The following is a 22,858-nucleotide window of genomic DNA, read 5'->3' as shown; positions in this document are numbered from 1 at the left end:
TGAGTTGGCTGTTTTTTATGGATTAGTCCCTTATTATTTGTTAGAAGGAGCCAGCTGCCGCAATTTTGAAATCTCCGAGACAAAACGCTCCGTAATTTGCATTGGACGAGTAATAGCTCCACCAACTACAACACAGTAGACTCCAGCTTCAAAGCAGGTTGCCGCCATCTCTGGGGTCATAATATTTCCTTCAGCAACAACAGGTGTATTCACATTAGAGATGATCTCTTTTAATGCTGCAAATTGATCATCGTACAGCTTAAGTCCTGCTGTCTCCTCTGTATATCCTACTAATGTAGTGGAAATAAGATCAAAGCCAAGCCTTTCTGCATTTATTGCTTCCTGTTTTGTCGAGATATCTGCCATTATTAAAATTTGTGGATGTTTGGTACGAATTTCATTGACGAATTCATCCAGCGTTTTGCCGTCCGGCCGTGCACGCAAAGTTGCATCAACAGCAATGATTTCCGCATTAACCTCAGCAAGTTCATCCACTTCCCGAATCGTTGGTGTAATAAATACAGGGTTTGTTCCATAATTTCTTTTCACAATCCCAATCACTGGAAGATCAACCTGTTCCTTGATTTCTTTCACATCAACAGCTGTATTTGCTCTTATGCCTATCGCTCCGCCTTCTCTTGCCGCGAGTGCCATTCTTCCCATAATAAATGAACTATGAAGCGGTTCATGTTCTAAAGCCTGACATGATACTACGAGACCGTCTTTTAAACCTAATTTGTCTAAATTCATTGCATTCACTCCGTTTCCATATATTCTTCAATTTCATTCTTAATTACCGTTACCTGAGGTCCGTAAATGACCTGCACTCCGCTACCAACTAGAAGAACTGCTTTGGCACCCGTAGCTACAAGTGCATCTTTTTCTACTTTATCTATATCCATTACCGATACACGAAGCCGCGTTGCACAACAATCTAAATCCTTAATATTGTCTACACCGCCAAGTCCATTCACAATGGCGATCGAACGCGCCGCTCCTGTTTTTGGTGAGTCATTCGTATTTTTACTTGTTACATCTGGTTCAGATTGTATCTTTTCCTCACGTCCTGGCGTTTTTAGCTTGAGTTTAACGATCAAGAATCGGAAGGTAAAGTAATAAAGGAAGAACCAAACGATTCCTATAATAGGGACTAGAATCCAGTTTGTTTTCGCATTGCCCTGGAGTATTCCATATAAAATAAAGTCGATTAATCCTCCTGAAAAGGTTTGTCCAATTGTTATTTCAAAAATATGCGTAAGCATAAAGGCTAATCCATCAAATATAGCATGAATCACATATAGTACTGGAGCTATAAACAAGAATGAAAATTCTAATGGCTCCGTAATTCCTGTCAAGAACGATGTGAGTGCGGCAGATAACATAAGACCGCCAACTACCTTTTTATGTTGGGGTTTAGCCGTATGATAAATTGCTAGTGCGGCACCAAGCAAACCAAACATCATCGTTATAAAACGTCCCGACATAAATCTTGATGTACCGGAGTAGAACTTCTCGGTTAAAGGATCTCCTAATTGTGCAAAGAAAATATTCTGTGTTCCTTCGTAAACCTTGCCCCCGATTTCTAGCGTGCCTCCTAGGCCCGTTTGCCAGAAAGGAAGATAAAAGATGTGATGCAACCCAAGCGGTCCAAGCATCCTTAAGGCAAATCCATAAAAAAATGTTCCTAAATACCCGGTTCTATCGACCAAACTGCCAAGCTGCGCTATTCCGAGTTGGACTGTTGGCCAAATCAAAAATAATATAGCACCGATAAAGATGGCAGCAAAAGATGAAACAATAGGAATGAATCGAGATCCACCAAAAAAACCAAGGAATTGGGGCAGCTCTATCTTATTGTATCGATTATGAAGCCATGCTGTAACCAGTCCTACCAGAATACCACCAAGAACACCGGTCTGCAGAGATTGAATTCCTAACACCATGCCTTGGCCCGCGCTTGCTAAGTTTTCCCCCGCAAGTGTTCCCGAATTGATCAACATGGCATTAATGGTTGCATTCATTACTAAATAGGCTATACCTGCTGCTAATGCAGCCGTTCCTTTATCTGCCCTAGCCAGTCCCACTGCAACACCAATAGCAAATATCAGTGCTAAGTTATCAAACACAATACTTCCCGCACTACTCATAACCGTAAATATTTGCTGTAACCAGGTTACTTGCAAAAATGGGTACGATGCAACCGTATTGGCATTGGACAAAGCACCTCCAATCCCAAGTAATAGACCCGCTGCAGGTAAAACTGCAATCGGGAGCATAAACGATTTACCAAACTTCTGAGCCTGTTCAAAAAACTTTTTCACTTTGGTGACCACCTTTCTAAAACTATTTTCACTATAATGATAGTTATGAAAATGGTTCTCGTCAATATAAATTTTAAATCGCTTACAATACCTTGCCCATCGGCTATGAATAATTATTATTGCCCATTCGGCTAACTAAATATGTTCTTATCCTTAAAGTCTTGGCAAAAACGTATTGTTAAATCATAAAAACGCGATAAAGACGGATTATTATGCGTTCCCGCCTGCATGTTTATGCCAATTATTTCGTGCCCCTGGCTCAAACAGCACATCAAGCATCCCTTTAAAATAGTTATTTGTTATTTTTTCACCTTTAGGAAAGATTACACTTTCAGATAAAGGATTTGATGTAGTCAATTGGTATTCTCCTCGTCTATTACATAAACTTAATAATGATTATTGATTCATTAATGTACTATCGTATATTATTATAAATAGATACAGAATACATTCAATTCTAGGATGAGCAGAATTTGTTCATTAATGGACCAATACTGTATAAGAATTCATTATTATAAGAAAGCAGGTGTCCCACGAATGACTAAAGTGGATAGAAGAATACTTAAATCTCAACAAGCGTTAAAGAAAGCCATCATTGACCTGATGTCAGAGAAAAAATTTGATGACATTACGATACAGGAGCTTTCTGACAGGGCAAATGTAAGCAGGGGAACGATCTATCTTCATTACATGGATAAATATGATCTTCTAGATAAGCTCATCGAAGAACATATAATTGAGCTACGAGTACTATGTAGATCAGCAGCTGAATTGGATTTTATAGGAGCGACGCTGATCTGGACCGAATACTTCGAGCATAATTATTCATTCTTCTCCATGATGCTGGCAAGTAAAGGAGCTCCTTATTTCCGTAATCGGTTCCTTATCTTTCTTCACGAAGAGTTTAGGAATGAAGTGAATGTAACCCAAGGTATCAATCAAGGATTAGATGAAGATGTTATCATTAGATTTGTTGCATCAGCTTATGTAGGGGTAGTGGAATGGTGGTTCACGAATGAGAAGCCTGTACCACATCATGTATTGGCCGAACAATTGGGGACGTTGTTGGAGAGGAATATATAAAAATAAATACCTGACAGGATATGTCGGCTACTTTATGCTTGCTGACACACCAAGTGTCTTTCAAGGACTGGATGCGGAGGCGAATTCGCATGTGTCTATGAAGCAATGGAAGAAACCCAAGACCAAAGTAAAAATGCTCCTATCTTTAGGAGTACCTAAAGATAGGAGCCTACGAATGGAGAAATAGCCGCAAGGGATACAGGCGAATCGCTTGTAGTCCAATTCTTCACAGATCACTAGATAACAAATATTGGATGTCTAAGGGATTGAGGAATTGATCTGACAGATACAACACCTTACGGAATATTTCATGAACCGCCCTATACGAAAACGGTACGTACGGTGGTGTGAGAGGTCGGGGGCTAGTCGATTATTATTAGTTATATCCACTATTTTTGAATTTTACGTTCTTTCTTTCCATACAACAGGTAATATAAAAAAAGTGTTGCTAATACAATTAATCCGAGTATTACATACAAACCATTATATCCTGTAGCTGGAATTATTAAACCGATAATAGATGGGCCAAATCCGTTTCCTAGATCATAAAACATAAAGAAAGTCGCAGTTGCTAATCCAACTCGGTGGGGTTCAGCTGAACTAATTGCTATAGCTTGAGATATAGATGAAATATTACCAAATCCCAGAGCAACTAATGCTCCTGCTAATAACAAAGTAGCACTGCTAGAAACTGAACTTAAAACGAGCATTCCTGCTCCATAGATAATAAGAGCCGGATATATGATAATGTTTGCTCCTTTCTTGTCCATCATTCTTCCTGTAAAAGGTCGTGATATCAATACAAAAACAGTATATACCATAAAGAAGAAACTTGCTGCGTCTATTAATCCTAATTCCAAAGCATAAACATTCAAATATGAAACAATGCCAGAAAAACAAAAGGCCATTATAAACATAATAACTCCTATCGGTATCACTTTAGGCTCAATAAAGTCAGAGATTTTTAATCCCTTTTCTTTTTTTATCTCAGTCTTGTTAGTTGCAGAAAACTTCACAAAAAATGCGATTATTAAATTTATCATTCCAAGAAACAGAGAGAGAGAAAAAATCATATCAAAATTTGCGTTTTGAATCATATTCAAACCAATAAAAGGACCAATACCAGTGGCCAGCGCAGTACTAATTGCAAAGTAACTAATCCCTTCACCTTTACGTGAAGCAGGAATGCTAAGTACTACAACTGTACTTACAACAGTAGTTACTATACCCACTGTGATACCGTTTAAAAACCGACTTAATATGAGAAAACCAACATTAAAATGAACAAAGTAAAGTGAAGTTGTTAAAATAAAGAAAAGTAACCAAATCATTAAGATTTTTTTGGTTTGTACAAGACGTCCTGTAAATAATCGTCCTAATAAAGAACCGATAATAAAAATACCTGCAATGATACCAGCTTGGCCGGTAGATGCGTTAAATTCATTAATTGCATACAGCGTGATCGTCGCGTTTAATAAAAAGAAAATTAATATCATAAAGAAATTGATTAACGAAAGAATAATAAAGTTTTTCGTCCATAGTTTAGTATTCATCTGGTTCATAGTTATTCTCCTGCCTATTTTATTGATTCGAGAAATAAATAGATTTAATCTCATAAATAAATTGAGACCCTTAAAGGGTCTCAATTTACTTGCGAACAATCTTCATATCGACTCATATTTTTTCCATCGTAGTGCATATTAAAAAGTGTACGTTTCTCCGTCTTCGGGAACAAATAAACTGGAGGAAAACCCTTTTTCTTCTCCAAAACGTTTTAGTTCTTTTCTTGATAATGTCCAGTGGTTAACTGCTTCCATATGGACAGAGATAATTTTGGCATTGGGAGCCGCCTTATGCACCTCATAAACATCTTCTTTGCCCATAATAAGTGAGCCCATATCATGCCAACTATTATCTCCAGCGTTCACAACGATAATCTCAGGATTGTAGGAATCGATTTCTTTTTGGACACCGTCATACCACACTGTATCTCCAGTTATATATAATGTCTTCTCATTGGCATGTTTGAAAACAACACCACATACCTGACCCGTAATTTTCAATAAATCTTCCCCTCTACCATGCTCGCCTTGTGTTTTAATTAATTGAATACCCTCAAAAAGCGTATCTTCAGCAAGTATTTCTACTTGCTGAAAACCGTCGTTTTTAACTTGTTTAGCATCCTGTTCGTTTTGTACATAAACTTTAATACCTTTGGGGAGCACTTCTTTTGCTATATCATCGTAGTGATCTAGATGCAAATGAGTCAGTATCACTGCATCGACATCCTTGATGATATCGTGAACGGACATTGGCAAATCAATTATAGGATTTCTCATATCCTCTCTGATCCCTGCCAAGAATGGAGGATACAGACCTTTGTCCGAGAGAAGTGGATCGACTAAGAATTTTTTACCTGCATAATGGACAATGATTGTCGCATTTCGGATTTGTTGAATGTACATATTTAAAAGAATTCTCCTTTTGTTTTTTTATTTTGTTTCTTAACAAGGTTAAGTTTATACTATATGCTACGTTCAATTACACAGATTAAATAAAGTGTATTGACCTTTTCACTTTATTTTTTAAAGGAGATGCGTTGGATTTGGATCATACAGATAAACGAATTATTGAAGAATTGAGTCAAAATAGCCGAATTACAATGAAAGAATTAGGGGAAAGAGTTCACCTAACGGGACCTGCAGCAGCCGCCCGAGTGGAGAAACTAGAGGATACTGGAGTTATAGAGGGATTCAGTATTAAGGTTAATCATACAAAATTAGGTTGTTTTACGTATGCATTTCTTAATATCTATATCCAAAGTACACACCATCAACCATATCTCTCATTTATTCAAGAAAAAAAGGATCACATCCTCAATAATTATAAAATAAGCGGTGATGCTTGCTATCTGGTAGAATGCAGGTTTCCAAGTAATGAAGTGTTAAACCAATTTTTAATAGAGTTAAATAAATACGCTAACTACAAATTATCCATTGTGATTGATAAAACCTTGTGAGCAAGAACCTAAAAAACGATTTAAGAACAAGGTTTATATTATAAAATTTTGCGCAAGAGATATTTTCAAATTATACAAGTCTATGAGCTTCTTTTGTTCGCAGCATATTTACATTCAACGCATCAGGGCCCAACGTTCCAATTTCAGCTTGGCAAAAGGAAACGGATGTCACTACTTGGGTTGGGGCGTGGATGCCTGGAAATTATAATGATGGAAATGATTATTCCATTGAAGACCAAGTTGTATGACAAACCAACTTTCAAAGGTTGGCATCCTATTTGCGGTTAATTCCGACACAAAGTATTACGATAGGCATAACAATACATGGGTTAAAGAACTGCTACCTGTATTTAAGACAATTTTCAACCGCCATCTACTAATTAGCACTATACTTAATGGGATGAATAATAATTTCAGCATAAATTTAATAGGATGGTGAATCATATGATTTTTGTATTTTTGTTAATTTTAGCGTTTTACGGCGTTACGAATTATTATATTGGCAACAAGTTGTTCAAATGGTTTCAACATTTATTTCCTAAGATAAACAGGATCGTATTTGGAATTATTTATAGCTTATTCGCTTTAACAACAATCATAAATTTTGTATTACCCTCTTCGACTATTGTGATAAATTCAAATCTCGTAAATGTCATAGGACAAATAGGGGAATATTGGATGGGAATATATTTCTATATGCTATTATTATTGATTATTATGGATATCATCTTATTCATAGGTAGCATAATAAAACTAATTCCCGCTCCCGTACCGAAATCTATTGTATTCCACACTAGGTCATTAGTTATTATCACAGTCATAGGTTTGGTGTTATATGGCGTTTATAATGCTAACCAGATAAGAGAGGTCTCTTATGAGGTCCAAATTGATAAAGACACCTCATTAGATAATCTAAATGTTGTTCTGATAAGTGACTTACATTTAGGATACATAAATGATGTAGCGTTCATTGCAGATATCGTTGATCGCATTAATGCTCTACAGCCGGATGTTGTGCTGATGTCTGGTGATATATTTAATGGCAACTACTATGCCCTCTCTGATCCTTCCACAGCAATTGAAGAATTGAATAGCATAAAGTCAACATATGGTGTTTATGCTTCCTTAGGTAATCATGATGCAGGACGATCATATGATAAGATAGTTAGTTTTATTGAGAAAAGTAATATTCACCTTCTGAACGATGAACATATCATTATTGATAATAAATTTGTCTTAATTGGAAGGAAGGATTCATCACCCATTGGTGAGCAAGGAACATCAAGAGGAGATGTTAGCGGAATATTTAATAAGATAGATAAAAAATTTCCAGTTATCGTAATGGATCATCAACCAGCAAATATGATTGAATATGGAAATGAAGTCGATTTAATCGTTAGCGGACACACGCATCAAGGTCAAGTCTTCCCGGCCAATCTAATCACAAATGCTATGTTTACTGTGGATTATGGGTACTATCAAAAAGATAAAGATAGTCCTCAAGTGATCGTTACTTCCGGTGTGGGTACTTGGGGTCCCCCATTACGAATCGGCACAAATAGCGAGATTGTGCAAATTACAATCGATTAATGAAATGCTCCCTGTGTGTAGCAACGTCTTAAGTCTAATAAAAAATGGCACAAATCCTATTTTAAGGATTTGTGCCTCTTCTTCATATTAATGCTGTTCTCTTGTTGGACCCATTACGCCAGGAACAGGTAAACCTGCTTGACGTAATAAGACAGTCATTTGACCACGATGATGTGTCTGATGGTCAACAACTTTGCGCAAAATTTGACTGCGTGTTGTCGTAGTACCAAACGCAGCAACTTCTTCTAATAGTGCCTCATCCGACAAATTATTTATAGCATTGGATAAGTCCTTATCCATTGTTTCATAGGCGTCTACGATTATCTTAACAGAAGTTGGTACTTCTGCTGGATTGCCGACAGGGGGTATTTCAAGACCCGCAAATTTAGATAAAAATACAGGGGCATTGGTTAAATGCCATGCTAACCAACCCAGTGTACTATGTCCCTCAACGATGGCTTGGTCTAGCTTGTTATCTGACATTGCATTAAACACACTAACTGTCCCAGCAACTGATTCATTCCAGTCTAGGATGAAATCTTCAACTTTACGATACATATAGGTGTATACCTCCTTATTTTCTACTTATATTTTACTAAATTATGAGAAAGATTCATAAAGGGGAAAAATACCACGATCAGAACGCTCCCCATTTTCTACGAATACACTCTGCGTCATAGACCATTCTACCCATCAACTCTTCTACCGTCGGGATATCATGAATCATGCCAGTCACTTGTCCTGCCCATCCGAAGCCTTCTTCTTTGAAATCATCATGAATCCATCGCTTATTGGCTTCACCACTAATATATTGTTTTAATGCTTCGTAAGTTGGTGTCACTCGTTCAATTTCAAGAATGGTATCGACGTAGTCATTTCGTAATACCCTGGCAGGAGAATGAATTGAACGTTTGATCACAGCCGTATCTGACTCTGAACTGTCAATCAGAGCTTGTTTATAGGAGACAGAGGCATCAATACATTCCTGAGTCGCGATAAAGCGGGTACCCATTTGGATGCCATCTGCTCCAAGTGCATGTGCGGCCATCCATCCGCGGCCATCTCCGATACCACCAGAGGCAATGACAGGAATATTAACAGCATCGACCACCTGTGGTACGAGCACCATGGTTCCAACATCATCACGTCCCAAGTGTCCACCACCCTCTTGCCCAACAACAATCACAGCAGATGCACCAAGTTGTTCTGCTTTTTGTGCTTGTCTACGTGAGGATACGAGCACCAATGATTTAATATCAGTGGACTGCAACATCTCCAAAATCACCGTAGGATTCCCGCCAGTAATGCTCACAACGGATACTTTCTCATCTATTGCGATCTGGACTCGCTTAGTATATTCAACACCGTGCATACCTATGGCAAAGTTAACTCCAATTGGCTTATCCGTTAGGGTACGTGCACGCTGAATTTCTTGGCGAAGGGCATCTGCATGCGGAAGACACATAGCTGTAATCTGACCTAATCCACCTGCATTCGAAACAGCTGTAGCTAGATCTGCATAGGCTAAATATCCAAGTCCTCCTTGAATAATAGGATACTTTATTTGTAACATATTAGTGATTCGTGTATCCCAATTCATCGGCATCATTACCTCCGTTTTATTCTTCAATAGCAGACAGTTCAAAATATATCGGATAATGTGCCGCACATCTATCATTAAAGATTGCCCCGCAGTGAAGGCAGCTAGTAGTATGCATATATTGTAGAATTGTTAACTCCTCGTGACAGCTGCCGCAAAGAATAGCCAATTCGTCAAAATGCTCATGAGGCCAACGCTCGATGCTGTGATCTGCATGCTCCTCATGGCATTTATAGCATGGATAGTAACGATTGCAGCATATAAACTTAATAGCGATAATATCTTTTTCTGTATAATAATGAACACATCGTGTTTCATTGTCCACGACAGCCCCATAAATATTCACCTAAACTCCTCCAATATTTAATAGTAGCAGAGCCACCATGATTATAATCACTAGTCCTCCCATTTGATAATCCATTTGCTTAAATTTCAATTGCTTATAGGAAGTTCTGCCCTTCCCATTACCATAAGCGCGTGCATCAATCGCATATGTTAACTGTTCGGCACGTTGAACGATCGTGAAGAGTAAAGGAATGAGAATAGGAAGATAAGCGAAAATACGTTTTGTTAGCGATAAAGACCTAATATCATACCCTCTAGCCCTTTGTGCTAGGAGAATACGATCCAGCTCTTGTAGGATGGTAGGTATAAATCGTATCGCAATGACAATCATTAATGAGAACTGCTCCACGGGTACATTTAATTTAGATAACGGTGTTAGTAACTTTTCTAGACCATGGGCTAATGTTAACGGTTTGGTGGTTAACGTTAGCATAGAGGCCAGTAAAATAAGTAAAACAATTCGCCAGACGAAACGTATCCCGTTGTAGAGACCCTCCAACGTCACCTCTATAAATGACCATGACCATATGACGGTTCCCTTCGTGAATACGACATGATATACAAAGGTAAACATTAATATAAACAACAGAGGCTTAAGGCCTCTCACAAAAACAGGAATTGGTATTTTAGATAACAACAAAATGCCAAATATGAAGATCGTTAAAATTGCGTAGCTAATGAACGTTTCTAGCATTAGGAAGCTCAACATGATGAAGATTATGCTGATAATCTTAGTTCTCGGGTCCAGCCTGTGAAATATTGAATTCGTCTCAAAGTACTGTCCAATAAGTACGTTTCTAGTCATTTAGCATCCCCTTGCGTGCAAGATCGGCCACACTTTTCCGAATATATCTCGCTCCTTACAACTTACAACCTCAATGTTCTGTCCGGATAATTCCTCTACTAACTTTAAGAGTTGAACGGGTTCTGGCAGAGAGATTCCGAGTCTCGCAAGTAATGGGGTCTGTTCTAGAAATAAAATGCTGGTATCACAATGCGCCATTAAGTGTCCTTCGTGAAATACAATCACTTCATCAGAGTATTCAGCAACATCGTTCATTTGGTGTGATACGTTGAGAATGGTGCGATTGTCTTGTTGTTGCCATTCTTTTAATAACCGCAACAAAAATTTACGACTTACAGGGTCGAGGCCAGCTGTTGGTTCATCCAAAATAAGTAGCTTCGGATTCATCATTAACACGGAGGCGATCGCGACGCGACGTTTCTGCCCCCCACTTAATTGAAATGGAGCCAATGGAAGTATCTCCTTTGACAAACCTACCTTAGGCAAAATCAGATCAATAGCTTGATCGATCTGTTGATGTGAATAACCACTCAGCTTCGGAGTAAAGGCAAGTTCCTTGTACACGCTCGTTTCAAATAATTGATGCTCTGGATATTGAAAAACGTATCCTATATCAGGAACAACCATGAGTTGTCCTTTGTTATCTCTATGGATGGGATGCTGATTTATAAGGTAGTCTCCATCGAAGCTCGGAATCAGCCCTTTTAGCACTTGGACGAAGGTAGACTTACCAGCACCGGTCTGACCAATGACTGAAATCCATTTGCCTTCTTGAATCGTACAACTGACATTGTTCAAAGCCACTTGATTGGCATAGTTCACGCTGACATTGCTTAATTGATAGACCATTGTAAGCGAATCATCTCCTTCCAATCCACCATAAGTAGCGTTGATGGAGGATGGAGCATTGTATTTAATCGTACCGCAAAGGGTTGTTCTAACTGATAGTCCCCAACGTTAACCGTTTCAAAAAAGATCATCGGATTCCCATCAAATTCAAGCCGTCCTTTATGTATGAGTAAAATACGCTCTGCAGATAACACTTCCTCCATATGATGAGTGATATGAATGATGGTCATGCCTTGGTGGTGTAGCTCTTTCATGATGGAAAGAACCTGCTCCCTTCCTTCTGGATCAAGCATGGAAGTAGCCTCGTCAAAAATAATGATTTGGGGGCGCATAGCCACAATTGCCGCAATCGCTACGCGTTGCTTCTGACCACCTGATAGCTGGTGAGGCATCGCATCTAAATAATTCTCCATCTGCACAGCTTGAAGTGCATGATCTAATCGGGATTGTATTTCTTCCCTAGGCACACGAATGTTCTCCAATCCAAATACCACCTCATCCATAACGGTTGTCGTAATGAACTGATCTTCGGGGTTTTGGAATACAAAGCCTATGTGCTCATGGATCTTATCAAGATCTGTAGGCCTTGACGTGTCTAGACTTTCAAATGTCACTCGTCCTTCCTTAGGAAGCAGCAATCCATCTATTAACTTAGCAATCGTAGATTTACCGCAACCATTGGCTCCGACAATCGCCACAAACTCTCCCGATGTAATCGTAAAGCTCATATTCTCTATGATAGGCTGACCCTTTTTATAGTAAAAATGAACGTGATCGAATGTAAGCAATTTAGTTACTTCCCTTCTGTTGCTTCCATGTAGTGAAAAATGTCTCTACGCTGTTCTCGGAAAAGACAGGGACAGGCTTCTCCCACTTCGTCACCTTCGAACCGTTCACACCAAATATTTGACCTGTTAAATCTACATCCGGCTGTGCTAGTAATGCGACCACGAAGCGGGCAATATCATCTGCTTTACCCACCTTCCAAGACTCTGGAAATGGCTCATTCCGCTTGGCTTGCTTTTCCTTGATATGCTCAATTACAGGCCTAGTCATATCTGTTAAGGCAGCAGGTGCAATGGCATTCACCCGGATGCGATTGCGTGTGAGTTCCGCCGCAAGCGTCCACACTATTCCGAGCATGCCAGCTTTGGCCGCACTGTAATTAACCTGCCCAATAGATCCAGATAATCCGGCTGTAGAGGTCATTAGTAGAATGTCACCACCATGTACCTGCATATGTGGCAGCACTCGCTTGATGCAATAGAAAGCACCATTCAAATGCACATCTAGCACAGAATTCCACTCTTCATCCATCATACGCAGACAGCGTTGGTCATGCAAATTACCCGCATTATGGATCAATACATCAACGCGGGCATACATACTTATAACGGCATCCACCATCGCAGTGACTGCGACCGGATCAGCGACATTGGCACAGTATCCGATCGCGTCCCCACCTGTTCGATGAATCTCCTCCACTACTTCGTTGATTAACGAAGGCTTCGTACCATTAACAACCACTTGATAACCGGTCTGTCCTAGAAGTATGGCCATGCTGCGCCCAATACCCCTAGTCGCTCCTGTAATTAAGGCTATTTTTTTCATTTCGCCCTCTCTTCTACTGTAAAGGTACCGGAAGCAATTACTTCACCAGATTCTATTACAACGTTCACGTTTATATTGCCATCACAGACTTCAAAGTTAAACATCGCGACCGTATCTATTAATAGTGGCTTTTGAAATTTCATGCTATATGTCGTGATCCATTGCGATGGATGCTCGATTAAATACAAAGATTGTGCTAACCCCATGATGTACATGCCGTGTGCGACAGGTCTCTTAAATCCAGCCCTTGCTGCGGCTTCTATATTCAGGTGAATAGTAGCCGTATCTTTAGAGATAGCCGCATATTGCTGGATATCGTATGAAGTAATTCTTTTTTTCATATTTGATCTCCCATTGAGATTAATACGGTTTCAGCTGTAAGGATAAGTTCCCCTTCACATGTACAAATGAGGGTATAGGTATACAAAGTCAACTCCCCCTGATGACCTGCTTTTTTCTCAGTATTCGTAAGCGATAATTCACAATCTAAGATCATACCTGCAGTAATCGGTAACTTGTATGAGAAATGCTGCGAACCATGAATCCAGGGTTCATCTATGTTCAACCAAGGAATATCTAATTCTTGCCAGAAAATAATAGGCATCGTAACAGGTGCGATTATTTCGCCTTGTATCATTTGCAATGGTGCTTCGATACTTTGAGCATATTCCGTAATCCATTCCGCGGTAATCTTAAGCCGATGTTGAACTCTGTTCATTCGATAGCCTCCACTAAGGTAGCGATACCTATCCCACCACCAATACCTAGTGTTGCAAGCCCCCGCTTATAAGGTTGATGTAGCATTTCAGCACATAACCGAGTCATCAATATGGCTCCTGAAGCACCGTAAGGATGACCAATAGCTAGTGCTCCACCACATAGATTGACCTTTCCCTCTGGCAATTGAAGCTCCTTCAGCGAAGCCAATACTTGTGAGGCAAACGCTTCATTAAATTCCACAACATCCACATCAGCCACGGTCAACTGTTGACGGTTGAGTACCTTTTGAACAGCTGGAACAGGACCTATGCCTAAATAATGTGGATCAACACCTGCAACTTGAGCATCCACTACGCGCAATATAGGCTTTAGATTAAGCTCGTTACATTTATCAAGAGACATCATTAGAACAAGAGCAGCCCCATCATTGAGAGGACATGCATTACCTGCGGTCACGGTGCCCTGTTCTAGAAAAATTGGTGAAAGTCGTTGTAGCTTGTCCAAGCTCGTATTGTCTCTTGGACATTCATCGACACTAACCCATTCGCCATTCACTTGAAGAGGAACAATCTCTTGATGAAATCTACCCCTTTTCTGAGCATGAACCGCTTTTTGATGGCTCTTTAGAGAATAACGGTCCTGTTCATCTCTCGAAATGGCGTATTGTTTAGCAACATTCTCCGCTGCAATACCCATATCAGGGTCACCATAGGAACTTGGAGTCAAGTGAGCACGTGTGTATAGCTTCGGTACATCCATTAGCGTCTGTGGCTTGGCCATTTTCCAAGGTGCACGGCTTGTGCTCTCGACTCCACCTGCTAAATAAATCTCACCCGCACCGCTCTGAATTAACCGTGCCGCTATATTGATAGCCTCTAGACCAGAACCGCACTGTCGATCAACCGTGACACCTGGGACGGTGACTGGAAGTCCTGCTTCTAGAGCAGCAACCCGTGCTATATTGCCACCGGGACCAACAACATTACCAATGATGACATCATCAATTAGATCCTTTGGTATCTTCGTTTCTGCAACTATATACTGAATTAATGGCGCTAATAACACTTCCGGTTCAAGTATGCTTAATAGGCCACCCATCTTGCCTATTGGTGTACGTTTAGCCATGACAATGACAGCTTCATTCATATCATCACTCTTTTCGTGTAGTCCTTCATGACTTGACGAGCTATTTTCCCACTACTTGTATAGATGAATTGATCTACCGTGATAATCTGCTTCGGGGCTTTATAGCCCGCTAAATGTTTACGACAATAGGTCTTAATATCCTCTGTAGATAAGCGCTGTTGTCCTTTCCATTTCACGATTGCAGTCACTTGTTCACCCCAGTAAATATCTGACACACCAAGCACCATCACTTCTTCAATCTCGGGAATCTGCTGTAACACAGACTCAACTTCCTCAGGAAACACATTAAGTCCACCTGTTACCATCATATTGTTAGATCGACCAGCCATATGTAAGTAGCCATCTTGATCCATATATATAAAGTCTCCAATGATAAGCCATCCATCTCGAAAAGCTGCTTTCGTTTTCTCAGGTAATTGATAATAGCCTTTAAATATCATGTCACTTCGAATATATAGCTGTCCGATACTACCCGTCGCGACCTCCTGAAATTGTTCGTCGCGAATAGAGACCTCTACGCTTTGGAATGGCCTACCAACTGAATTGGGCCTGTTCTCCTCTTTAATATCCAAATAACTAATATAACTCGCTTCAGAAGAGCCGTAAAATTCATATAGCTTCGCACTATCAAATACCTCTTTGCACTTATTCTTTGAAGCCTCAGTCCACTTCCCACCCGAACTAATCAATGCTTGAATTTGCGTCTCGGGAGATATGACTTCCTTCATCAACGATTCAATCATCGTTGGCACGACAAACACAATCATATCTGGGATCTGTTTACACAACTGCAGAACATTTTTGGCATTGAAATCTTTCGATATATGAAAAGTTGCACCACGATATAGACTCTGCATGATGGCGAATAATGATAAGGAATGAACAAATGGACCGGGGGCTAACACATGCTCCATGTTATTCAGTTGGAAAGCTTCACTTGTGGCCTCAAAGCTATTCATCCATGATACATGCGTGCGCAGATACCCCTTAGGCGTACCTGTTGTGCCTGATGTAAAACCGATGAACAGTAGTTCATTGGTTTCCATTTCAGATTCTGGCATTAAGGGAGCTACCCATTTGTCATATGAACCCGCATTTTCAGTAGAAAATGTGATAAACGGGATTTCTCTGTCTTGTAAGAATATATTCTTTGCGAATGCATTCTCTGTAAAAATCATCTTCGGTTGACACTGCTCTACAATAGTGTTGATTTCCTTAGCACTCCATTTGGGATCCATAGGAATAGGCACACAGCCTGCATAGATGGCTCCAAGAAAAACTTCCACAAATTCGATACGATTCGTAGATATAATGGCAATCTTGTCTTGATCGAGACCATTTTGGTGTAAACCCTGTGCAATTTGTTTCATCCTACGTACCAATGCCGAATAAGTACGGCTCTCATGACCATCAGATAAAGCCACCTTGTTTGGTTGCTGCGTTGCATATTGGAGTATTGGTTCCGATAAATTCATTGCTCTCGTCACACCTATTCTAAAATTTCATTACCTATGAGTTATTCACTTTGTCTTCTATCGGACTGAGGGCTTTTAATTGCATCGCAATAATCGCTGCGATAATCGCTTTAATGCAATCTCCTGGTAAAAAAGCAGTAGCTCCCACAAGTCCGGCCCACACTGACGTATCTGTAATGATAGCCATGACTGGCGCACCGATTAAGCTTATAAGTAGAACACCAAATACAATATTAATAACGATAAGTTTCCATGTTCTTAACGTTGGCCACATCTTTTCCGTCATATATCCAATACAAAATACAGCCACTGGCCAGCTTAGAAAGTATCCAACAGTCGGTGATACGAACACGGAAAGACCTCCACGTCCTCCAGACAATAAAGGTAAACCTAATGCAACTAATACGATAAATAAAATCAAGCTAAGTGCGCCTGTTTTCTTTCCTAAAAAGCATCCTACCAGCATAACGCCTAGTGTTTGTGCGGTAATAGGTACTGGGATAAATCCTAGTGGAATCGGTGGAATCATGCCTAATACCCCTATGAATGCAGCGAATAATGCTGCAAATACCATCTCTTTTGTTTTCATTTTACGGACCTCCGTTGTTATGATAAAGAATTAAATTTCTACTAGAGTCGACATCTATGTATTAGGTAAATAATAACGTCATAGTTCACAATTGTAAACCATTAAATATTCATTGGTTAACAATAGATTGGGATTAGGATGAAACCATAACAACAATCTATCAAAAGTTACTATTTAATTGTGACTCTAAGCGGAGAAAAGGCAGCCGATTTTGTCGGTTGTTTTTTGTAACCTGTATTAAAAGTTGAAGTAATCTATTCAATAATCAGTTATTGAGCCCCAATTACTGCTTTATTAACGTAGGGCAAGCTTACATCTTTGACCTTTATTTGACATAAAAATACACCTCTTAGAATTGACATTGAATTTACCCAGGGGGTTTTCCAATATGAATTCTAAGGGGTGCAATTCAGAGGTATTCCTCTACCTTTCTTACTTTAGGAAAATAGATGTTACGTTATTTTATCGAAAACGTTCGATTGATAGCTTAATAGTTATTTTGATGTCACTTTATCTTTACCAAGCGAGTTCCTTTGCAATCTTGGTATCAAGACATAGGCAAACGTGAATATAGGGCTTAACCACAAGAAAGGTGTATAAAGTGCATATTCTATCACCGGAACACCAAGGGTAGATGCGAAGAATGCACCACTAACACCCCATGGAATTAAAGGATTAACGAGTGTTCCACAATCTTCAAGCGTACGAGATAACGTCTTCGCTGGAATATCTCTACGGGTATATTCATCCTTAAACATTTGTCCAGGTAATAGGATAGAGAGATACTGTTCGCCGGTCATGCCATTTACCGCAATAGATGACGCCCCTGTCATGAGAACAATGCTGCTCTTACGTTTCAGCGGTTGAATAAGCTTCTGGAAGAAGGCTTCGATGACCCCGCAATGCTGTAACAATCCTCCTAATGATAGAGCAATTAAGATCAGTGACACTGACCACATCATCGATTGCAATCCACCGCGGTTGACGATCAAAGCAACCGTTTCGTTGGCGATCTTACCTTTGTATCCGCTTTGCATCACACTAAACCAGACATCGATTGCCGTCTGATGCTGAATCAAGGCAGTCACTATTAGGCCACTGACAATGCCTATGACTAACGTTGGAAGTATCGGAATCCGCTTAATAGAGCAAACAATAACTGCTAACGGTGATATCAAGGTTAACCAGTGAATCTGGAAGCTGCTTTGCAATGCAAGCTTGATTTCTTGTAACGATGATAAATCGATTGAATTTGTCGTTGGCACTAACAGGAAAAAGATAGTCGTTACGACTAGTGCCGGCAACGTTGTGTATACCATGTTCCGAATATGTGTAAATATAGTTATGCCAGCCACTGCGGGAGCGAAATTCGTTGTATCGGATAACGGAGACATTTTATCACCAAAACATGCCCCACAAATAATCGCTCCAGCAGCCACGGTTGGAGAAATACCCGTCGACAAGGCAATTCCCATCAATGCGGCTCCGACTGTGCTCACTGTGGTAAATGAACTTCCCGTGAACATCGAGACGACGATTGTGATATATAACGCGCTCACTGCAAAATATTGCGGATTAATATAATCCATTCCATAGTATAAAATCGTCGGTACCGTACCGCTCATCATCCATACGGCGATCAGAATACCTATCAGTGAGAGGATAAGAATTGGCATAATGGCCGTTTGAATCCCTTTAATTATTGCCGATTCGATTCTGCTCCAAGAAAAGCCGAACAATCTCAATAAGGTGGCTGTCCCAACGGTTGTTGCAAGAAGTGGGATTTGTGGTTCTGCTTTTAATAGAAAGATCGATACAAATAGAAGTGCCAGAATAAATACAATGAGAATAATGCTTTTTGAGAAACTAAGTTGTCGGTTCATGATGTAAGAGCTCCTTATACATTGTTATGGAAAATTAGATTCTATATCTCTATTCACTTTTTCACTTTGAAGCTTTTTTGCTTTTTAGCATTGAAGTACTGACGTAATATATACGATAACTATAAGTAGAGTCAATGTTATAAATATACCAATCAGGTTTGGCAGCAAATTTAACTGAATATTTCAATATACATATTTCTAACGTGTTTAAAAAGCACACTACAAATCAACACATCCTCTAATTGTGTTGTTTAGTTTACAAAAGATAATCTATTGTTGTTTGCTCATTTCTTTTTAAACTATTAAAATTATACCCGTTCATATATTGATGTATGAGAAGGAGTGTACTTACATGATGAAGGCAGCAATATATTATGGTAAGAATGATATTCGCTTGGAAGAACGACCAATTCCTTCTGTTGGAACGAAAGATGTCTTAGTACGCAACTTACGTAGTGGTATCTGTGGTACAGATATTAATATCGTGAAGGCTGGAGCAGGTAATATGGGTATCAGTCTAGGTTCCGAGTTCGGACACGAAATGGTAGGCGAAATTGTTGAGGTAGGAACAGATGTATCTTCTGATATTGTAGTTGGGATGCGCGTTGGGATAAATCCGATCACAGCAAAGAAGGTTGGGCGTCGTAAATCGCTAGAATGCTCTGGATTCTCACAATTTGTCCTGATTGAAGATGCAGCACTGAATCATAACTTATATGAAATGAATTCAAATATTCCTGTAGAAGTAGCTGCATTAATGGAACCAATGAGTGTTGGGCGACATGGTGCTTTTAGCTCGAACCCTGGGCCGACAGATAAAGTCGTTGTGTTAGGTGCTGGTCCAATCGGTCTTTCAGCTGCTGCAAGTTTAATTGCGGAAGGAATTACGAATGTATGTGTAGTTGATATTGATGATTGGCGTTTAGGGAAAGCAATTGAACTAGGTGCTGTTACTGTAAATACAACGAAAGAAAGTCTTGAAGAAGGACTTATAAAACAATTTGGTGCAATAAATGTTTACGGACAAAATGTCCCAAATGTCGATGTATTTATTGATGCAGCAGGTGCACCTATTCTATTTGATCAAGTCATGAAGATTATCAAACCTCATGCAAGGATTTCGATTATCGCCGTTTATAAAAATGAAGTACCTATTAGCCTGGCACAAATCATGTCAAAAGAAGTACAAATTAAAGGTGCTAGTGGTTATACTCACGAGGATATTGCGAAGGTTATTGAACACCTTACAAGTATAGCTAATCTATCAACCATCATTACACAAGTCTATAAACTTGATGATATCCAAGAAGCATTCAATAAAGCAATCGATGCTAAAGAAACAATTAAAGTTGTTGTAGATTTAACATAATCATTTAACTAATGTATATTGTGTATTGTATCAGAGCTCATTTTGTTCGATTTCAGTTCAAAATGAGCTCGTTTATTTGTGCCGTATCAATTTATTCGTATTTCACTAACATCGACTAAAGATGTTGATGAATTGGATCGAGGACTTGTGCTGCTTATGCGTCTCTTGTTGAATCTAAAGTAGTTGGACTACTGATTAGGCATGGATAGTAAAATCAAAAGAAACACTGGCTTCATGATAATGAAAATCATAAAAGAGTGTTCAAGATCGGAATGTATTTGTAAAATATAAGAGGAGGTTAATTGGAAAGGAAGTCTTAGTGATGTCGAGTAAATCGGATGATACAAAAGCATTAGACCATCAATCAAATTCGTTACAACGTTACATTGGTTCTTCTATAAAGCAAAGGCAGTTATATCGACGAACACTGCTTATCGTTGTTATTTCACAAATTTTTGGAGGCGCAGGACTTGCTGCAGGGATAACAGTTGGGGCACTACTCGCACAGGATATGTTAGGAACAGATAGTTTTACAGGTGTTCCTGCTGCGCTGTTTACTCTTGGCTCAGCGGGTGCAGCGCTTCTAGTAGGTCAACTCTCTCAACGTTTTGGGCGCTGTATAGGCCTAGCGACAGGATTCTTACTGGGAGGTATCGGTGCGATTGGAGTAGTTATTTCAGCATTATCTCATAATATTCTACTACTTTTAGTATCACTCCTCATCTATGGTGCCGGTACTGCAACCAATTTACAAGCTCGCTATGCGGGAACTGACTTAGCAAATTCTAGGCAACGGGCAACAGCTATTAGTATTGCGATGGTTTCTACCACATTCGGTGCTGTTGCGGGGCCAAATTTGGTTGAAGTAATGGGTAGGTTTGCTACGTCAATCGGTGTCCCTGCTCTAGCTGGTCCCTTTATTCTAGCAGCTGCAGCCTACATCATCGCTGGAATGGTACTTCTAATGTTTCTTAGACCAGACCCTCTTATCGTTGCGAGAGCCATTGCAAAAGATGTACAGAATCAGAATGAGCGAAATCTAATAGATACGAATTCCCAATCACTAGCAATAAATAAACGTGGGATCATGGTTGGAGCAGCTGTAATGGTATTAACCCAAATTGTCATGATTGCAATTATGACAATGACACCTGTACATATGGGGCATCATGGACACAATTTGAAAGCAGTAGGACTCGTAATTGGTTTCCATGTAGGTGCGATGTACTTACCATCTCTCTTAACTGGTATTCTTGTAGATAAGATTGGACGTAAGGCAATGGCAATGGCATCTGGTGCCACCCTTCTTACAGCTGCTATAGTAGCTGCTATTGCTCCAGCTGATTCCATACTCGTACTAATTATTGCTCTTTCTTTACTCGGTCTTGGTTGGAACTTCGGCTTGATTAGTGGTACTGCACTCATGTTGGATTCAACTCATCCATCGACTCGCGCAAAGACGCAAGGATCTGTTGATGTATTGATCGCTTTGGCGGGAGCATCAGGAGGTGCACTTTCTGGCATGGTGTTAGCTTATTCCAGTTACACAACACTCTCACTTGCTGGGGGAATTCTTTCACTACTGCTTATCCCAGTCGTGTTCTGGCCTCGTAGCAAGCATAAATAATAGTAGGAGAATTTTAAAAAAAGGTAGGATTGAGAGATAATACATCCCTTTATCCTGCCTTCTTTATGATGATAAATTTGAGTTTCTTCTCCTGTTTAGCAAAATGGGAAATGCTGAGTTTTTATTATTAATTACATTAATAATTAATGTAGTTAAACAACAGTTTTCACTCCAAATCCAATTAACATTAACCCCGTAGATTTTTGAAAGGCTTTTTGGAATTTAGGTTTTTTTAGCCACTGTTTCACATGATCTAATAGATACACTACAATCAGAAACCAACCCACTGCTATTGCAGTAAGGATTAATCCCAATGTGATCAGCTGTTGATTTGTATTTCCATTCAGATCAATGAATTGAGGCATGAAAGTGATGTAGACCAGTATGGTCTTAGGATTAAGAATATTACTGAATACTCCTTGTAGATATGATTCCTTACTATGATTGTACGATAACTTTTTAATAGAACCCTGACTATCTTCTTCTTGAACATCCTCTAATACAAGTGTGCTTTTAGTAAAAAATGCTCTTATACCTAAGTAGAACAAGTAGGCAGCTCCCAAATACTTGATTGTATTGAATAGAAATACAGACTGCGAGATGACTACTGATAAACCGAGTACGACAACAATAGTCCAAAAAGTTAGTCCGGTCGCCATGCCCAGTATCGTATATCTACCCGCTTTAGCACCGTGCATCAGTGTGTTTTTCATAATAAGTACCGTGTCTGTACCAGGTAACATAGACATCATAAGGGCCATTAGACTAAATGCAATTAAGTTATTCATCGTATTCCTTTATTCCTCCTCATTAAGTCGTTCATCCG

The 22,858-nt window shown here is 39.5% G+C and carries 24 protein-coding genes and 1 pseudogene; 6 read left to right on the top strand and 19 right to left on the bottom strand.

All coding sequences use genetic code 11. The annotated features are described in order from the left end of the window. Positions 1–33 precede the first annotated feature (33 nt). The 3 genes and pseudogenes from PBAT_RS24470 to PBAT_RS25045 form a co-directional block, all read right to left on the bottom strand. Positions 34–750 (bottom strand): N-acetylmannosamine-6-phosphate 2-epimerase, encoded by a 717-nt coding sequence (locus PBAT_RS24470; RefSeq protein WP_068653253.1) that lies wholly within the window; start codon positions 748–750, stop codon positions 34–36. A 5-nt stretch (positions 751–755) separates the two neighbouring features. Then, entirely contained in the window at positions 756–2,321 is a 1,566-nt protein-coding gene (gene ptsG, locus PBAT_RS24465) for a glucose-specific PTS transporter subunit IIBC (protein WP_084403352.1), read from the bottom strand. 219 nt (positions 2,322–2,540) lie between these two features. Then, positions 2,541–2,678, bottom strand: a pseudogene (locus PBAT_RS25045) (cupin domain-containing protein); the annotation flags it as partial. A 180-nt stretch (positions 2,679–2,858) separates the two neighbouring features. Between PBAT_RS25045 and PBAT_RS24460 the strand changes: the two are divergent. Together PBAT_RS24460 and PBAT_RS25490 are read left to right on the top strand one after the other, a co-directional pair. Further along, positions 2,859–3,404: a TetR/AcrR family transcriptional regulator gene (locus tag PBAT_RS24460; protein WP_068653252.1), complete on the top strand. Its 546-nt coding sequence runs from the start codon at positions 2,859–2,861 to the stop codon at positions 3,402–3,404. A 34-nt stretch (positions 3,405–3,438) separates the two neighbouring features. Further along, positions 3,439–3,591, top strand: a complete 153-nt coding sequence (locus tag PBAT_RS25490; protein WP_169810180.1) for a hypothetical protein — start codon at positions 3,439–3,441, stop codon at positions 3,589–3,591. A gap of 202 nt (positions 3,592–3,793) precedes the next feature. On the opposite strand, the gene PBAT_RS24455 is transcribed toward PBAT_RS25490, so the two are convergent. Further along, positions 3,794–4,966 carry an MFS transporter gene (locus PBAT_RS24455; RefSeq protein WP_068653251.1) on the bottom strand — a complete coding sequence of 391 codons (1,173 nt, stop codon included), beginning with the start codon at positions 4,964–4,966 and terminating at the stop codon, positions 3,794–3,796. Between the two features lie 138 nt (positions 4,967–5,104). Continuing rightward, the gene (locus tag PBAT_RS24450; protein WP_068653250.1) at positions 5,105–5,869 is read right to left on the bottom strand and encodes an MBL fold metallo-hydrolase; all 765 of its coding nucleotides are present in this window, start codon (positions 5,867–5,869) and stop codon (positions 5,105–5,107) included. A 140-nt stretch (positions 5,870–6,009) separates the two neighbouring features. Here PBAT_RS24450 and PBAT_RS24445 point away from each other — a divergent pair, with 140 nt between their 5' ends. Then, the gene (locus PBAT_RS24445; RefSeq protein WP_084403351.1) at positions 6,010–6,423 is read left to right on the top strand and encodes an Lrp/AsnC family transcriptional regulator; all 414 of its coding nucleotides are present in this window, start codon (positions 6,010–6,012) and stop codon (positions 6,421–6,423) included. A 678-nt stretch (positions 6,424–7,101) separates the two neighbouring features. After that, on the top strand, positions 7,102–8,013 hold the full coding sequence (locus PBAT_RS24440) for a metallophosphoesterase (protein ID WP_211267848.1): 912 nt from the start codon (positions 7,102–7,104) through the stop codon (positions 8,011–8,013). Positions 8,014–8,100: 87 nt separating this feature from the next. Here the strand turns inward: PBAT_RS24440 and PBAT_RS24435 are convergent, their stop codons facing one another. The 13 genes from PBAT_RS24435 to nhaC form a co-directional block, all read right to left on the bottom strand. Beyond that, complete coding sequence (locus PBAT_RS24435; RefSeq protein ID WP_068653248.1) at positions 8,101–8,571, bottom strand: DinB family protein; 471 nt, start codon at positions 8,569–8,571, stop codon at positions 8,101–8,103. Positions 8,572–8,650: 79 nt separating this feature from the next. Continuing rightward, positions 8,651–9,691 (bottom strand): NAD(P)H-dependent flavin oxidoreductase, encoded by a 1,041-nt coding sequence (locus PBAT_RS24430; RefSeq protein ID WP_084403348.1) that lies wholly within the window; start codon positions 9,689–9,691, stop codon positions 8,651–8,653. Then, the gene (locus tag PBAT_RS25030; RefSeq protein ID WP_084403347.1) at positions 9,633–9,959 is read right to left on the bottom strand and encodes a CHY zinc finger protein; all 327 of its coding nucleotides are present in this window, start codon (positions 9,957–9,959) and stop codon (positions 9,633–9,635) included. Before PBAT_RS25030 ends, PBAT_RS24430 begins: the two co-directional genes overlap by 59 nt. Beyond that, entirely contained in the window at positions 9,960–10,763 is an 804-nt protein-coding gene (locus PBAT_RS24420; RefSeq protein ID WP_068653246.1) for an energy-coupling factor transporter transmembrane component T family protein, read from the bottom strand. Continuing rightward, positions 10,764–11,612 (bottom strand): ATP-binding cassette domain-containing protein, encoded by an 849-nt coding sequence (locus PBAT_RS24415; protein WP_068653245.1) that lies wholly within the window; start codon positions 11,610–11,612, stop codon positions 10,764–10,766. Then, the gene (locus PBAT_RS24410) at positions 11,597–12,400 is read right to left on the bottom strand and encodes an energy-coupling factor transporter ATPase (RefSeq protein WP_068653244.1); all 804 of its coding nucleotides are present in this window, start codon (positions 12,398–12,400) and stop codon (positions 11,597–11,599) included. Before PBAT_RS24410 ends, PBAT_RS24415 begins: the two co-directional genes overlap by 16 nt. 1 nt (position 12,401) lies before the next feature. Further along, complete coding sequence (locus PBAT_RS24405; protein ID WP_068653243.1) at positions 12,402–13,223, bottom strand: SDR family NAD(P)-dependent oxidoreductase; 822 nt, start codon at positions 13,221–13,223, stop codon at positions 12,402–12,404. Further along, a complete protein-coding gene (locus PBAT_RS24400; protein ID WP_068653242.1) occupies positions 13,220–13,564 on the bottom strand; it encodes a MaoC family dehydratase in 345 nt (114 codons plus the stop codon). Before PBAT_RS24400 ends, PBAT_RS24405 begins: the two co-directional genes overlap by 4 nt. Continuing rightward, entirely contained in the window at positions 13,561–13,941 is a 381-nt protein-coding gene (locus tag PBAT_RS24395) for a hotdog family protein (protein ID WP_068653241.1), read from the bottom strand. Before PBAT_RS24395 ends, PBAT_RS24400 begins: the two co-directional genes overlap by 4 nt. Next, positions 13,938–15,089, bottom strand: a complete 1,152-nt coding sequence (locus PBAT_RS24390; RefSeq protein ID WP_068653240.1) for a thiolase family protein — start codon at positions 15,087–15,089, stop codon at positions 13,938–13,940. The genes PBAT_RS24395 and PBAT_RS24390 overlap by 4 nt, the downstream gene beginning before the upstream one ends. Then, positions 15,086–16,564, bottom strand: coding sequence for an AMP-binding protein (locus PBAT_RS24385; RefSeq protein ID WP_068653239.1), 1,479 nt, complete (start codon positions 16,562–16,564; stop codon positions 15,086–15,088). Before PBAT_RS24385 ends, PBAT_RS24390 begins: the two co-directional genes overlap by 4 nt. Positions 16,565–16,598: 34 nt before the next feature. After that, positions 16,599–17,153: a biotin transporter BioY gene (locus tag PBAT_RS24380; protein WP_068653238.1), complete on the bottom strand. Its 555-nt coding sequence runs from the start codon at positions 17,151–17,153 to the stop codon at positions 16,599–16,601. 494 nt (positions 17,154–17,647) lie between these two features. Then, positions 17,648–19,036, bottom strand: a complete 1,389-nt coding sequence (nhaC, locus tag PBAT_RS24375) for a Na+/H+ antiporter NhaC (RefSeq protein ID WP_068653237.1) — start codon at positions 19,034–19,036, stop codon at positions 17,648–17,650. 352 nt (positions 19,037–19,388) lie between these two features. Between nhaC and PBAT_RS24370 the strand changes: the two genes are divergently transcribed. Together PBAT_RS24370 and PBAT_RS24365 are read left to right on the top strand one after the other, a co-directional pair. Then, positions 19,389–20,405, top strand: a complete 1,017-nt coding sequence (locus tag PBAT_RS24370; RefSeq protein WP_246168244.1) for a zinc-dependent alcohol dehydrogenase — start codon at positions 19,389–19,391, stop codon at positions 20,403–20,405. Positions 20,406–20,727: 322 nt separating this feature from the next. Continuing rightward, complete coding sequence (locus PBAT_RS24365) at positions 20,728–22,032, top strand: MFS transporter (RefSeq protein WP_068653236.1); 1,305 nt, start codon at positions 20,728–20,730, stop codon at positions 22,030–22,032. Between the two features lie 152 nt (positions 22,033–22,184). On the opposite strand, the gene PBAT_RS24360 is transcribed toward PBAT_RS24365, so the two are convergent. Then, entirely contained in the window at positions 22,185–22,820 is a 636-nt protein-coding gene (locus PBAT_RS24360) for a LysE family translocator (protein WP_068653235.1), read from the bottom strand. Between the last annotated feature and the right edge of the window lie 38 nt (positions 22,821–22,858).

Source organism: Paenibacillus antarcticus (assembly GCF_001637225.1).
Lineage (GTDB): Bacteria > Bacillota > Bacilli > Paenibacillales > Paenibacillaceae > Paenibacillus_AQ > Paenibacillus_AQ antarcticus.
This window is presented reverse-complemented; position numbering and strand designations above follow the sequence as displayed.

What these genes read in the sequence shown, in the direction of transcription:
- PBAT_RS24470 (WP_068653253.1), bottom strand. Translation starts at nt 750, where the DNA reads ATGAATTTAGACAAATTAGGTTTAAAAGACGGTCTCGTAGTATCATGT.
- PBAT_RS24460 (WP_068653252.1), top strand. Translation starts at nt 2,859, where the DNA reads ATGACTAAAGTGGATAGAAGAATACTTAAATCTCAACAAGCGTTAAAG.
- PBAT_RS25490 (WP_169810180.1), top strand. Translation starts at nt 3,439, where the DNA reads ATGCTTGCTGACACACCAAGTGTCTTTCAAGGACTGGATGCGGAGGCG.
- PBAT_RS24455 (WP_068653251.1), bottom strand. Translation starts at nt 4,966, where the DNA reads ATGAACCAGATGAATACTAAACTATGGACGAAAAACTTTATTATTCTT.
- PBAT_RS24450 (WP_068653250.1), bottom strand. Translation starts at nt 5,869, where the DNA reads ATGTACATTCAACAAATCCGAAATGCGACAATCATTGTCCATTATGCA.
- PBAT_RS24440 (WP_211267848.1), top strand. Translation starts at nt 7,102, where the DNA reads ATGGGAATATATTTCTATATGCTATTATTATTGATTATTATGGATATC.
- PBAT_RS24435 (WP_068653248.1), bottom strand. Translation starts at nt 8,571, where the DNA reads ATGTATCGTAAAGTTGAAGATTTCATCCTAGACTGGAATGAATCAGTT.
- PBAT_RS24430 (WP_084403348.1), bottom strand. Translation starts at nt 9,691, where the DNA reads ATGATAGATGTGCGGCACATTATCCGATATATTTTGAACTGTCTGCTA.
- PBAT_RS24420 (WP_068653246.1), bottom strand. Translation starts at nt 10,763, where the DNA reads ATGACTAGAAACGTACTTATTGGACAGTACTTTGAGACGAATTCAATA.
- PBAT_RS24415 (WP_068653245.1), bottom strand. Translation starts at nt 11,612, where the DNA reads ATGGTCTATCAATTAAGCAATGTCAGCGTGAACTATGCCAATCAAGTG.
- PBAT_RS24405 (WP_068653243.1), bottom strand. Translation starts at nt 13,223, where the DNA reads ATGAAAAAAATAGCCTTAATTACAGGAGCGACTAGGGGTATTGGGCGC.
- PBAT_RS24400 (WP_068653242.1), bottom strand. Translation starts at nt 13,564, where the DNA reads ATGAAAAAAAGAATTACTTCATACGATATCCAGCAATATGCGGCTATC.
- PBAT_RS24395 (WP_068653241.1), bottom strand. Translation starts at nt 13,941, where the DNA reads ATGAACAGAGTTCAACATCGGCTTAAGATTACCGCGGAATGGATTACG.
- PBAT_RS24390 (WP_068653240.1), bottom strand. Translation starts at nt 15,089, where the DNA reads ATGAATGAAGCTGTCATTGTCATGGCTAAACGTACACCAATAGGCAAG.
- PBAT_RS24385 (WP_068653239.1), bottom strand. Translation starts at nt 16,564, where the DNA reads ATGAATTTATCGGAACCAATACTCCAATATGCAACGCAGCAACCAAAC.
- PBAT_RS24380 (WP_068653238.1), bottom strand. Translation starts at nt 17,153, where the DNA reads ATGAAAACAAAAGAGATGGTATTTGCAGCATTATTCGCTGCATTCATA.
- nhaC (WP_068653237.1), bottom strand. Translation starts at nt 19,036, where the DNA reads ATGAACCGACAACTTAGTTTCTCAAAAAGCATTATTCTCATTGTATTT.
- PBAT_RS24370 (WP_246168244.1), top strand. Translation starts at nt 19,389, where the DNA reads ATGATGAAGGCAGCAATATATTATGGTAAGAATGATATTCGCTTGGAA.
- PBAT_RS24365 (WP_068653236.1), top strand. Translation starts at nt 20,728, where the DNA reads ATGTCGAGTAAATCGGATGATACAAAAGCATTAGACCATCAATCAAAT.
- PBAT_RS24360 (WP_068653235.1), bottom strand. Translation starts at nt 22,820, where the DNA reads ATGAATAACTTAATTGCATTTAGTCTAATGGCCCTTATGATGTCTATG.